Origin of the sequence: Citrobacter sp. RHBSTW-00859 (genome assembly GCF_013729795.1) — a bacterium.
In the GTDB taxonomy this organism is placed as follows: domain Bacteria; phylum Pseudomonadota; class Gammaproteobacteria; order Enterobacterales; family Enterobacteriaceae; genus Citrobacter; species Citrobacter braakii.
Genome location: NZ_CP056284.1, coordinates 518,458 through 531,879 on the forward strand (window position 1 = coordinate 518,458; position 13,422 = coordinate 531,879).

The 13,422-nt window shown below is 54.3% G+C and carries 9 protein-coding genes; 4 read left to right on the forward strand and 5 right to left on the reverse strand.

What is annotated here, in order from left to right; genetic code table 11:
* Positions 1-9: 9 nt before the first annotated feature.
* Together HV302_RS02600 and gltB are read right to left on the reverse strand one after the other, a co-directional pair.
* A complete protein-coding gene (locus HV302_RS02600) occupies positions 10-1,428 on the reverse strand; it encodes a glutamate synthase small subunit (RefSeq protein WP_181626879.1) in 1,419 nt (472 codons plus the stop codon).
* 12 nt (positions 1,429-1,440) lie between these two features.
* The gene (gene gltB, locus HV302_RS02605) at positions 1,441-5,901 is read right to left on the reverse strand and encodes a glutamate synthase large subunit (protein WP_049040924.1); all 4,461 of its coding nucleotides are present in this window, start codon (positions 5,899-5,901) and stop codon (positions 1,441-1,443) included.
* 684 nt (positions 5,902-6,585) lie between these two features.
* Here gltB and HV302_RS02610 point away from each other — a divergent pair.
* The 4 genes from HV302_RS02610 (at position 6,586) to mtgA (ending at position 11,617) form a co-directional block, all read left to right on the forward strand.
* Positions 6,586-7,515, forward strand: a complete 930-nt coding sequence (locus HV302_RS02610) for a TIGR01212 family radical SAM protein (protein WP_049040958.1) — start codon at positions 6,586-6,588, stop codon at positions 7,513-7,515.
* Positions 7,516-7,682: 167 nt separating this feature from the next.
* On the forward strand, positions 7,683-10,082 hold the full coding sequence (arcB, locus tag HV302_RS02615) for an aerobic respiration two-component sensor histidine kinase ArcB (RefSeq protein WP_181626880.1): 2,400 nt from the start codon (positions 7,683-7,685) through the stop codon (positions 10,080-10,082).
* 165 nt (positions 10,083-10,247) lie between these two features.
* Positions 10,248-10,901 (forward strand): isoprenoid biosynthesis glyoxalase ElbB, encoded by a 654-nt coding sequence (gene elbB, locus HV302_RS02620; protein WP_181626881.1) that lies wholly within the window; start codon positions 10,248-10,250, stop codon positions 10,899-10,901.
* The gene (mtgA, locus tag HV302_RS02625) at positions 10,898-11,617 is read left to right on the forward strand and encodes a monofunctional biosynthetic peptidoglycan transglycosylase (RefSeq protein WP_016157575.1); all 720 of its coding nucleotides are present in this window, start codon (positions 10,898-10,900) and stop codon (positions 11,615-11,617) included. The genes elbB and mtgA overlap by 4 nt, the downstream gene beginning before the upstream one ends.
* Positions 11,618-11,703: 86 nt before the next feature.
* Here the strand turns inward: mtgA and npr are convergent, their stop codons facing one another.
* Genes npr through ptsN form a run of 3 tightly spaced genes read right to left on the reverse strand, consistent with a single transcriptional unit; the run spans position 11,704 to position 13,364 of the window.
* Positions 11,704-11,976: a PTS phosphocarrier protein NPr gene (npr, locus tag HV302_RS02630; RefSeq protein WP_003828770.1), complete on the reverse strand. Its 273-nt coding sequence runs from the start codon at positions 11,974-11,976 to the stop codon at positions 11,704-11,706.
* Positions 11,973-12,827, reverse strand: coding sequence for an RNase adapter RapZ (gene rapZ, locus HV302_RS02635; protein WP_003025085.1), 855 nt, complete (start codon positions 12,825-12,827; stop codon positions 11,973-11,975). The genes npr and rapZ overlap by 4 nt, the downstream gene beginning before the upstream one ends.
* A gap of 45 nt (positions 12,828-12,872) precedes the next feature.
* On the reverse strand, positions 12,873-13,364 hold the full coding sequence (gene ptsN / locus HV302_RS02640; protein WP_016154690.1) for a PTS IIA-like nitrogen regulatory protein PtsN: 492 nt from the start codon (positions 13,362-13,364) through the stop codon (positions 12,873-12,875).
* Positions 13,365-13,422 lie beyond the last annotated feature (58 nt).

Genomic DNA, 13,422 nt, shown 5'->3' on the forward strand with positions numbered 1-13,422 from the left:
GACGCTTACTTACACTTCCAGGTAGTTCAGGATACCGTCTGCCGCTTTACGACCTTCGGCAATCGCGGTGACTACAAGATCCGAACCACGCACGATGTCGCCACCAGCGAAGATTTTTGGGTTGCTGGTCTGGAAGGCGTTATCGCTGCGTTCCGGAGCAATAATACGGCCCTGAGAATCCAGCTCGACGCTGTGCTCTTTCAGCCACTCCATACTGTGCGGGCGGAAGCCAAACGCCAGTACCACCGCATCAGCTGGAACAACGTGCTCGGAACCGGCGACGATCTCCGCGCGGCGACGCCCCTTCGCATCCGGTTCGCCCATTTCGGTGCGCGCCATTTTCACGCCGCACACTTTACCGTTGGCATTCACTTCCACGCCTAAAGGCTGGACGTTGAACTGGAACTCGACGCCTTCTTCACGCGCGTTTTTCACCTCGCGTTTGGAACCCGGCATGTTCTCTTCGTCGCGGCGATAGGCGCAGATCACGTGTGCCGCGTTCTGGCGAACCGAGGTCCGCACGCAGTCCATCGCGGTATCGCCACCGCCGAGAACAACGACGCGTTTGCCTTCCATGCTGATGTACGGCTCATCACTGCTTTCGCCAAATCCCATCAACTGTTTGGTATTGGCGATCAGGAACGGCAGGGCATCAAATACGCCGGAAGCGTCTTCGTTTTCCAGCCCACCGCGCATCGACTGATAGGTACCTACACCAAGGAACACGGCATCGTAATCCTTCAGCAGATCGTTGAGCTGCACGTCGCGGCCCACTTCCACGTTTAGTTTGAACTCAATGCCCATACCGGTGAAGATTTCACGGCGACGGGTCATGACCTCTTTCTCCAGCTTGAATGCCGGGATCCCGAAGGTCAGCAGACCGCCGATTTCCGGGTGGCGGTCAAATACCACCGCTTTCACGCCGTTGCGGGTCAGCACATCAGCACAGGCCAGGCCCGCCGGACCTGCACCGATGATCGCCACGCACTTGTCCGTCTGGCGAACGCCAGTCATATCCGGACGCCAGCCCATCTCGAACGCTTTATCGTTGATATAGCGCTCGATGTTGCCGATAGTCACCGCACCGAACTCATCGTTTAGCGTGCAGGATCCTTCACAAAGACGATCCTGCGGGCACACTCGGCCACAGACTTCCGGCAGAGTGTTAGTCTGGTGCGACAGTTCTGCCGCTTCAAAAATACGTCCCTCATTCGCCAGCTTAAGCCAGTTCGGGATGTAGTTATGTACCGGGCACTTCCACTCGCAGTACGGGTTGCCGCAGGAAAGACAGCGATCTGCCTGTGCTTTGGCCTGGCCTTCGGAAAACGGCTCGTAGATCTCGATAAATTCGATCTTACGGATCTTCAGCGGTTTCTTCGGTGGATCAACGCGCTGCAGGTCGATAAATTGGTATACGTTCTGACTCATTGCTGCTACCCCTTACTGCGCCTGCACACGCAGCTCTGCTGCGCTACGACTACGGTGACCCAACAGTGCTTTTACATCACTGGATTTCGGTTTTACCAGCGCGAATTTCGCCGAGAATGCTGGCCAGTTCGCCAGGATCTCTTCGCCGTGTGAAGAACCGGTATGTTGTACGTGCTCGGTAATCAGGCCGCGCAGGTGTTCCTCATGAATAGCCAGCGAGTCCACGCTCAGTACTTCTACCAGTTCCGGGTTCACGCGTTTGCGGAATTCACCGTCTTCGTCGAGCACGTAGGCGAATCCGCCGGTCATGCCCGCACCGAAGTTGACGCCGGTTTTGCCGAGAATACACACGATGCCGCCGGTCATATATTCACAGCCGTTGTCGCCAATACCTTCAACCACGGTAATAGCGCCGGAGTTACGCACCGCAAAACGCTCACCCGCACGACCCGCAGCAAACAGGCGGCCACCGGTAGCACCATACAGGCAGGTGTTACCAATGATGCTCGCCTCATGGCTACGGAAAGCAGAGCCAACCGGAGGACGCACTGCCAGCAGGCCGCCCGCCATGCCTTTACCGACATAGTCGTTGGCATCGCCTGTCAGATACAGCTCCACGCCGCCCGCGTTCCACACGCCGAAGCTCTGGCCTGCGGTACCGCTGAAGTGTGCTTTAATCGGGTCAGATGCCAGCCCCTGATCGCCATGCGTCTGAGCGATATAGCCCGACAGCGATGCGCCGACGGAACGGTCGGTGTTGCGGATATCGAACCAGAAGGTTTTGCTCTGGCGCTCGTCGACAAACGGTTTCGCCTGCTGTAACAGCTGGGCGTTCAGCACGCCGTTATCAAACGGCGGATTGTTTTCAGTGCAATGCAGCGCTTTACCTGGATGCGGTTCAGCGGTTTCCAGCAGACGAGACAGCTCCAGCTTCTGCTGCTTGGCGGTAAACCCTTCCAGCTCTTTGAGCAGGTCGGTACGACCAATCAGATCCACCAGACGTTTCACGCCCAGTTGCGCCATCAGCTCGCGGGTTTCGCGGGCGATAAATTCAAAGTAGTTAGTCACTTTGAACGGCAGGCCGTGATAGTGGTTCTTACGCAGTTTGTCATCCTGAGTTGCCACACCGGTTGCGCAGTTGTTCAGATGGCAAATACGCAGGTATTTACAGCCCAGCGCGACCATGGGGCCGGTGCCGAAACCGAAGCTTTCTGCACCCAAAATTGCCGCTTTAATGATATCGACGCCGGTTTTCAGACCGCCATCGACCTGCAGACGGATCTTGTGACGCAGACCGTTAGCCACCAGCGCCTGCTGAGTTTCCACCAGCCCCAGCTCCCACGGGCAGCCCGCGTATTTTACCGAGGAGAGTGGGCTTGCCCCGGTACCGCCGTCGTAACCGGCAATGGTAATCAGATCCGCATAGGCTTTCGCCACGCCGGTCGCAATAGTGCCGACGCCCGGTTCGGAAACCAGCTTCACCGAGATCATCGCTTTCGGGTTAACCTGTTTCAGGTCGAAAATCAGCTGCGCTAAGTCCTCGATAGAGTAGATATCGTGGTGCGGCGGCGGGGAGATAAGCGTCACGCCCGGCACCGAATAACGCAGTTTGGCGATGTACGGGGTGACTTTATCACCCGGTAACTGACCTCCTTCGCCCGGCTTCGCGCCTTGAGCGACTTTAATCTGAATGACATCAGCATTGACCAGGTACGCCGGGGTTACGCCAAAGCGACCGGAAGCCACCTGCTTAATGCGCGACACCTTGTTAGTGCCGTAGCGCGCCGGATCTTCGCCGCCTTCACCGGAGTTCGAGTTACCGCCGATGCTGTTCATGGCTTCGGCCAGCGCCTCGTGTGCTTCCGGGCTTAATGCCCCGATAGACATCGCTGCGGTATCAAAGCGTTTAAACAGTTCGGTTGCGGGTTCTACTTCGCTAATGCTTACGGCTTCATCGCCAGGTGTAATCGCCAGCAGATCGCGCAGCGTGGCCGCCGGACGCTCATTGACCAGCTTTGCATATTCCTGATAGTCGCTGTACTCGCCGCTTTGTACTGCCTGTTGCAGCGTGCGCACCACGTCCGGGTTGTAGGCGTGGTATTCGCCGCCGTGGACGTACTTCAGCAAACCGCCCTGGCTGATAGGCTTACGCGCCAGCCAGGCATGTTTGGAGAGGTTCAGCAGATCCTGCTGGAAGTCGGTAAAACCCGCGCCGCTGATGCGACTGACCACGCCCTGGAAGCATAAAGCCACAACATCATCGTGCAGACCAACGGCTTCAAACAACTTCGAGCAGCGGTAAGAGGCGATAGTCGAGATGCCCATTTTGGACATGATTTTGTACAGACCCTTGTTGATGCCGTTACGGTAGTTCAGCATCACGGTCCGGTAATCTTTGGCAATCGCTTGAGTGTCGATCAGACGTCCCAGCGTTTCATACGCCAGATACGGATAAATGGCTGTCGCGCCAAAACCGAGCAGAACGGCAAAATGGTGCGGGTCACGGGCGCTGGCGGTTTCAACGATGATGTTGGCATCGCAACGCAGGCTTTGTTCTACCAGACGTGTTTGTACTGCGCCAACGGCCATCGGTGCCGGAACCGGCAAGCGGTTTTTTGCGATATTACGGTCAGAGAGCACCAGCAGCACCGTGCCGTTACGCACCATCTGTTCAGCCTTATCGCACAATGCTTTGACGGTCTCTTCGAGCGTGGTTTCGGTCACGTCGAAGGTGATATCCAGTCGGTCAGCGCGATAATGTTCCTCTTTCATGGTGGTGAGCTGGGTGAAATCGGAGTACAGCAGGATCGGCGACTTAAAGCTCAGACGGTGCGCCTGACCTTCGGCTTCGCAGAAGACGTTCATCTCACGACCGATGCTGGTGGCCAGCGACATGACGTGCGCTTCACGCAGCGGGTCGATCGGCGGGTTGGTGACCTGGGCAAACTGCTGGCGGAAGTAGTCATAAATGATGCGCGGCTGGCTGGAGAGCACGGCAAACGGGGTATCATCACCCATTGAACCGACCGCTTCCTGACCATTTTCACCGAGCACGCGGATAACGGAATCCAGCTCTTCAGCGCTGTAGTTAAACTGTTTCTGGTAGCTGGCGAGGGTGTCATCGTCCAGTTCACGGCTGCCGACCTGATCGTCAGCCAGGTCTTCGAAAGGCACCAGACGGCGGACGTTCTTCTCCATCCACTCTTTGTACGGGTGGCGGCTTTTCAGATCGTCATCGGTTTCAGCCGAATGCAGAATGCGCCCGCTGCGGGTATCGATAACCATCAACTCCCCAGGGCCGACGCGACCTTTCTCAACCACTTCATCCGGCTGATAATCCCAGATCCCGACTTCAGAAGCGCAGGTAATCAGCTTGTCTTTGGTGATGACGTAGCGCGCCGGACGCAGGCCGTTGCGGTCAAGGTTACAGGCGGCAAAGCGACCGTCGGACATAACGATACCCGCCGGACCATCCCACGGCTCCATGTGCATGGAGTTAAAGTCGAAGAACGCGCGCAGCTCCGGGTCCATATCCGGGTTGTTCTGCCAGGCCGGCGGCACCAGTAGACGCATGGCGCGGATGATATCCATCCCGCCAGCCAGCAGCAGTTCCAGCATGTTATCCATCGAGCTGGAGTCGGAGCCGGTTTCGTTAACGAACGGTGCGGCGTCGTGCAGATCAGGGATCAGCGGCGTCTGGAATTTATAGGTACGGGCGCGCGCCCACTGGCGGTTGCCGGTGATGGTGTTGATTTCACCATTGTGCGCCAGGTAGCGAAACGGTTGCGCCAGCGGCCAGCGTGGTACGGTGTTGGTGGAGAAGCGCTGGTGGAACAGGCAGATGGCCGATTCCAGACGCAGGTCCGCCAGGTCCAGGTAAAAGCGCGGCAGATCCGCCGGCATACACAGACCTTTATAGATATTGACCAGGTTCGACAAGCTACAGACGTAGAAGTCTTTATCTTCCTGGAGGCGTTTTTCGATACGACGGCGCGCGATGAACAGGCGACGCTCCATATCACGCGGACGCCAGCCCGCAGGGGCATTAACAAAAATTTGCTCGATACGAGGCAGGGAGGAGAGCGCAATTTCACCGAGAACACCTTCGTTAGTCGGCACGTCGCGCCAGCCGACAATCGACAGGGTCTCCTGCTGTAATTCTTCTTCTACAATGCGACGAGAAGCCGCTGCCAGCTCAGCGTCTTTATTTAAAAAGATCATGCCGACGGCGTAGTTTTTGGCTAAACGCCAGCCGCGCTCTTGCGCTACGATGCGGAAAAAGCGGTCAGGTTTTTGTAACAGCAGGCCGCAACCATCGCCGGTTTTTCCATCGGCAAGAATTGCGCCACGGTGCTGCATGCGGGCCAGTGCGTGTATGGCGGTACGCACTACCTTGTGGCTAGGTTCGCCTTCTATGTGGGCGATCAGGCCGAAACCACAGTTATCCCTCTCAAGGGATTTATCGTACAACATATCAGTGAACCTCCCCAGGCTCTGCGGGATTCCCATCTGGACCGTTGCGCACGGGCACACCAAGAGCATGGCGACGGGGTTTGCGTGTCATACGCTTACCTCGCATTCGCCCTCTTTATCCTTTTCGCACAGGTCAAACAAGTTTGAGGACTTGCTTCAGAGGGAATCTCAATTACTGCATAAATATGATGAGCAGACTGCTCATCCAGAAAGCTTCCAGCGGATTTCCAAGTTATCGGGAATCCACACACAGGTCAAATGGCAATCTTATTTATGCAAAAATGTGCTATTGGGCAATTAACTTTATGAAAATATTGAAATAAAAGGGTTTTATACATTGATATAACCTGAGGAGGATGCCCTGGGAAGTGTGATCTGTCTCACTGTAAGAGAGGCCGGATATCTCTCGTCCTCCCTTTGTTTATCGATATACTTGGCATTTTATGCTGGTTTTTAGGGTTTTGGCGTCTTAAAGATACTGTTTTTACGCTGAGAGTATAAGAAGATAAAAAAAACAGCTGGATATAAGGAAAAGTAATTATATTTTGAGTGAATGAAATTTCGATTATTTTGATTTGTTATGCAATAAATAAAGGCTCGCCAGGGCGATTGATCCAGGTCATCGCCGACTGGGGCAAAAAATGGCAGGCTTTGGCCTCTTTTCAAGGCGCGGTCTACCAGATTATGCAGTTACAGAAATTAGTCAATATGTTTGGTGGGGATCTTTCTCGCCGTTATGGGCAAAAGGTTCATAAACTCACGCTGCACGGCGGCTTTAGCTGTCCAAACCGTGATGGCACCATCGGACGCGGCGGATGTACTTTCTGTAATGTCGCCTCGTTTGCCGATGAAGCACAGCAGCACCATTCAATTGCCGAGCAGCTTGAGCATCAGGCGCAGTTGGTCAATCGCGCCAGACGCTATCTGGCCTATTTCCAGGCTTATACCAGCACCTTCGCGGAAGTACAGGTGCTGCGTTCGATGTATCAACAGGCGGTCAGCCAGGCCAACATCGTCGGGTTATGCGTTGGGACGCGCCCCGACTGCGTGCCGGATGCGGTACTCGATCTGCTTTGTGAGTATAAAGACCTCGGCTATGAGGTATGGCTGGAGCTCGGTCTGCAAACTGCGCATGACAAAACTCTGCACCGGATTAACCGCGGCCATGATTTTGCCTGCTATCAGAACACTACGCGGCTGGCGCGCGAGCGCGGGCTGAAAGTGTGCTCACACCTGATTGTTGGCCTGCCGGGCGAAGGACAGGCAGACTGTCTGCAAACCATGGAACGAGTGGTGGAGACGGGCGTTGACGGTATTAAGCTGCATCCGCTGCATATTGTGAAAGGCAGTACGATGGCAAAGGCCTGGGAAGCCGGACGGCTGAACGGAATTGAACTGGACGACTACACGGTTACCGCCGGGGAGATGATCCGCCATACGCCGCCAGAGGTGATTTATCATCGAATCTCTGCCAGCGCGCGTCGCCCAATGCTGTTGGCTCCGCTATGGTGTGAAAACCGCTGGACCGGGATGGTCGAACTGGATCGCTATCTCAATGCTCATGGTGTTCAAGGCTCTGCGCTTGGCACTCCGTGGATTCAGCCTGGGAGCTAACCATCCGGCAATCTGCGCCTGCTTGCCTGATGACGCTACGCTTATCAGGCCCACGTTGAATCTCTCCTCGGTCATTTCACCGATAACCTCCGCATTTCTTGCACAATCTTCAACGTCACGCTGAGAATTGAGTATTATTGTGCCAAGTTGTCGTGAAGGAACCCTCTATGAAGCAAATCCGTATGCTGGCGCAATATTACGTCGACCTGATGATGAAATTGGGTCTGGTGCGCTTTTCGCTGTTATTGGCGCTGGCGCTGGTCGTGTTGGCGATTGTGGTGCAGATGGCTGTCACCATGGTGCTGCATGGCCAGGTAGAAAGCATTGATGTTATCCGCTCTATCTTTTTTGGTCTGTTAATTACCCCCTGGGCCGTCTATTTTCTGTCAGTGGTGGTGGAGCAACTGGAAGAGTCCCGGCAACGCTTGTCACGACTGGTACAAAAGCTGGAAGAGATGCGCGAGCGCGATCTCAAGCTCAATGTGCAGTTGAAAGATAATATTGCCCAGCTTAATCAGGAAATTGTTGAGCGCGAAAAAGCCGAAGCGGAGCGCCAGGATACGTTCGAGCAGTTGAAGGTTGAAATCAAAGAGCGCGAAGAAGCGCAGATTCAGCTTGAGCAGCAGTCTTCCTTTTTACGCTCTTTCCTTGATGCCTCGCCGGATCTGGTTTTTTATCGTAATGAAGATAAAGAATTTTCCGGCTGTAACCGTGCCATGGAACTGCTGACCGGCAAGAGCGAAAAGCAGTTGGTAAATTTAAAACCGGCTGATGTTTACTCCCCTGAGGCGGCAGAAAAGGTCATTGAAACCGACGAGAAGGTGTTCCGTCATAACGTCTCGCTCACCTACGAACAGTGGCTGGACTATCCGGACGGGCGCAAAGCCTGCTTTGAAATTCGCAAAGTACCTTACTATGACCGCGTAGGTAAGCGGCATGGTCTGATGGGCTTTGGGCGCGATATTACCGAGCGTAAGCGTTATCAGGATGCGTTAGAGCGCGCCAGCCGCGATAAGACCACCTTCATTTCTACCATCAGCCACGAACTGCGCACCCCGCTTAACGGCATTGTCGGCTTAAGCCGGATCCTGCTGGATACGGATCTGACCGCTGAGCAGGAAAAATACCTGAAAACAATCCACGTCTCTGCCGTGACGCTGGGGAATATTTTCAACGATATTATCGACATGGATAAAATGGAGCGACGTAAAGTTCAGCTCGATAACCAGCCGATCGATTTCACCAGCTTTATGGCGGATCTGGAAAACCTCTCTGGCCTGCAGGCGCAGCAAAAAGGGCTGCGTTTTGTACTTGAGCCGACGTTACCACTGCCGCATAAGGTCATTACCGACGGCACGCGTTTGCGCCAGATTCTGTGGAATCTGATCAGCAACGCCGTGAAGTTTACCCAGCAGGGGCAGGTAACCGTGCGGGCGCGCTATGACCAGGGGAATATACTGCATTTCGAGGTTGAAGATTCCGGGATCGGTATTCCGCAGGATGAGCAAGATAAAATCTTCGCCATGTATTATCAGGTGAAGGACAGCAATGGCGGCAAACCGGCAACGGGAACCGGGATTGGACTGGCCGTATCGAAGCGTCTGGCGAAAAACATGGGCGGTGATATTACGGTCTCCAGCCAGGCTGGCAAAGGCTCCATCTTTACGCTGACCGTGCATGCGCCTGCGGTAGCGGAAGAGATTGAAGACGCCTTTGAAGACGACGACATGCCGCTGCCAGCCCTGAATGTGCTGCTGGTGGAAGATATCGAACTGAACGTTATTGTCGCGCGTTCAGTGCTGGAAAAACTGGGCAACAGCGTGGATGTCGCCATGAACGGGAAAGCCGCGCTGGAAATGTTCACGCCGGGCGAATATGACCTGGTGCTGCTGGATATTCAGCTACCGGATATGACCGGTCTGGATATCTCGCGCGAGCTGACGCAAAAATACGCCCGTGAGGACCTGCCGCCGCTGGTTGCGCTTACCGCCAACGTTCTGAAAGATAAAAAAGAGTATCTGGACGCGGGAATGGACGATGTGCTGAGTAAGCCGCTGTCGGTTCCGGCGTTAACCGCCATGATCAAAAAATACTGGGATACCCGAAACAAAGAGGAGAGCACTGTGACATCTGAAGAGAGCAGTAAATCGCAAGCGCTGTTAGATATTCCTATGTTGGAACAATACCTCGAGCTGGTGGGACCGAAGTTAATAACCGACGGGCTGGCGGTGTTTGAGAAGATGATGCCGGGATATTTGAGCGTGCTGGAGTCCAATCTGACCGCACGGGATAAAAAAGGCGTTGTTGAGGAAGGCCATAAAATTAAAGGCGCGGCAGGTTCCGTGGGGCTGCGCCACCTGCAACAGTTAGGTCAGCAAATCCAGTCGCCAGACCTTCCAGCCTGGGAAGATAATGTTGCTGAATGGATTGAAGAGATGAAGCAGGAGTGGCAGCACGACGTGGCGGTATTGAAGGCCTGGGTGGCGAGCGTGGAAAAAAATGACCCCGGCTTGACCGGGGTGCGCGAATACTGCGCCAACACCAGGGAAATCGTGGCTGCGCCGTAAATTATTATCATTGTTTACAAGGGCGCAGCCCTAATTTTCAGGCCGCACGCAGTTAAGATAGCAAATCTTAAATAATTTGTTACATGAATCAGTTAAATGTGTGAAGCGTAGCATTTAAATCATAATAACTAATATGTTTCAGCCAGTTGAGAAAGGAGTATCACGATGAAAAAAGTGGGTGTAGTGCTCAGCGGATGCGGCGTGTATGACGGCGCAGAGATCCATGAAACTGTTCTCACGCTTCTGGCGATTGCCCGCAACGGCGCTCAGGCCGTCTGTTTCGCACCGGATAAACAACAAGCGGATGTGATTAATCATCTGACCGGCGAGCCGATGCAGGAAACGCGTAATGTGCTGATTGAAGCCGCCCGTATAACACGCGGTGATATTCGCCCACTTGCTCAGGCAGTCTCAACGGAACTGGATGCGTTGATCGTGCCAGGCGGGTTTGGCGCGGCCAAAAATCTGAGCAATTTTGCCAGCCAGGGCAGTGAGTGCCGAGTTGATAGCGACTTAGCTGCGCTGGCGGTGGCTATGCATCAGGCGGGTAAGCCGCTGGGATTTATGTGCATTGCGCCTGCCATGTTACCTAAAATTTTTGACTTTCCGCTGCGTCTGACCATCGGTACTGATATTGATACGGCAGAGGTGCTGGAAGAGATGGGCGCAGAACATGTGCCTTGTCCGGTTGATCACATTGTCGTTGATGAAGACAACAAAATCGTCACCACTCCCGCCTATATGCTGGCGCAGGACATTGCTCAGGCCGCGAGTGGTATCGATAAACTGGTATCACGTGTGCTGGTGCTGGCTGAATGAGAAAAGGAGTTACCGCCTTTCTGCGACGTATCTTTCTGCGGGCGGTCGTTGTCCTCGCCGTATTTTGGGGCGGGGGCATCGCACTTTTCAGCGTGATGCCAGTCCCTTTCTCTGCCGTGATGGTCGAGCGGCAACTGAGCGCATGGCTGTCCGGTGATTTCGGTTATGTGGCGCACTCAGACTGGGTGAGCATGGATGAGATCTCACCGTGGATGGGACTGGCGGTGATCGCCGCGGAGGACCAGAAGTTTCCCGAGCACTGGGGATTCGATGTTTCCGCTATAGAGAAAGCGCTGGCGCACAACGAACGTAATGAAAACCGTATTCGCGGGGCGTCGACGTTATCGCAACAGACGGCAAAAAACCTCTTTCTGTGGGATGGACGTAGCTGGGTGCGTAAAGGTCTTGAAGCCGGGCTAACGCTGGGTATGGAAACCGTCTGGAGCAAGAAGCGTATTCTGACCGTTTACCTGAATATTGCTGAGTTTGGTGATGGGGTTTTCGGCGTGGAGGCAGCGGCGCAGCGCTATTTCCATAAGCCAGCCAGTCGGCTGAGTCTGTCTGAAGCGGCCTTGCTGGCGGCGGTATTACCCAATCCTTTGCGTTTTAAAGCGAATGCGCCTTCTGGTTATGTACGTAGCCGTCAGGCGTGGATTATGCGCCAAATGCGCCAGCTAGGCGGTGAGTCGTTTATGCGGGAAAATAAGCTGTATTAACGGGTTTATTGCCGGATACGGATCCGGCCTACGGGAGTGTGACGTTGCCGTGTAGGCCTGATGAGCGCAGCGCTTCAGGTACTCGACTAATCTTCATCAAATCCTGAATTAAACAGGGCAATCACCGCTGCCAGGGCTTCCACTTCCTGTGGACCCGTGGCTTCAACTTCTATCTGACGCCCTTTGGCGGAATCCAGCATCAGCAGAGCGATAACACTGTTTGCCTCGGCTTCCGTTCCTTCATCATTACGCAGCAAAACTTCTGCTTCAAAACCCTGCATCAATTCAAACAGTTTCATGGCTGGGCGAGCATGCATACCCAGCTTATTTGTGATTTCAACGGTTTGCTTCACGGTCATGATTTACGTTTTTCCAGCGTACGATGGCGTGACTGTACGTTTTTACCGCGTGAGCGGAAGTAGTCTGCCAGCTGCTCTGCAATATACACCGAACGGTGTTTCCCGCCGGTACAGCCGATAGCTACGGTGAGGTAGCTGCGGTTGTTGGTCTCCAGCATGGGTAACCATAGCTCAAGATAGCTGCGAGTCTGGTAGATAAAATTGTGTACTTCTGTGTGCCTGTCAAGGAAGGCGGCGACGGGGCGGTCAAGACCGGTCATCGGGCGCAGCTTCGGATCCCAGTGCGGGTTAGGCAGGAAGCGCACGTCAAAGACGTAATCCGCGTCAATTGGGATACCGTGTTTGAAACCAAAGGATTCGAATACCATCGTCAATTCGCGTTCACGCTTGCCCAGCAGGCGGGTACGCAACATTTCCGCCAGTTCGTGCACGGACATTTCGGAGGTATCCACGATCAGGTCAGCACGAGAGCGCAGAGGCTCCAGCAAATCGCTTTCCTTATCGATAGCGCTCTCCAGAGATAAGTTCTTGCTGGAAAGAGGATGCAGGCGACGCGTGTCGCTGTAGCGGCGAATCAGGGTGTTACGATCGGCGTCAAGGAACAGCAACTGTGGTGAGAAGCCTTCAGGCAGATTGTTCATTGCCTGCTCGAAAATCTCTGGGGACTCAGGCATGTTGCGCACATCAATGCTGACGGCCGCAGAAATCTGGCGATCGGCCAGAGTACGAGCCAGATCGGGCAACAGCACTACGGGAAGGTTATCCACGCAGTAAAAACCCATATCTTCCAGCGCTCGCAGGGCGACAGATTTTCCTGACCCCGAACGACCGCTGACGATCATCAGTACCATGTACTGTTTCTCCTCACAACGACAAAAAAGGATGCCATTGGGTTGTTATGCTTCATCCAGTCCACCTTCGGTGTCCGTGATGATTTGATACAACTCCTGGTCACTCTGTGCTGCGCGCAGGCGGCGGCAGATGGTTTTATCGGCCAGACGTTTAGCGACCAGCGACAACGTATGCAAATGCGTCTTGGTTTGGTCTGCCGGAACCAGCAGGGCGAAAAGCAGATCGACGGGTTGATTATCAATGGCGTCGAAAGCAATAGGCGTTTCAAGTTGCACAAACACGCCAACTGCGCGCATCGTGTCTTCTTCCAGCTTTCCGTGCGGGATAGCAATTCCATTACCGATGCCGGTACTGCCCATTTTTTCACGCGTCAGAATGGCTTCAAATACCACCTGAGAGGGCAAGCTGAGCTGTTTTGCCGCCAGTTCGCTGATGATTTCCAGCGCGCGTTTCTTGCTTTGGCAGTGAACGCCAGCGCGTGTACATTCCTGGTTAAGAACATTGCTCAGTTGTAGAGTCGTATCGTTATTTGTCATAATTTCACCTAAGCGCTAACTGTACAAATGGCCTGTTGTGCTACACAACAGGCCGTCC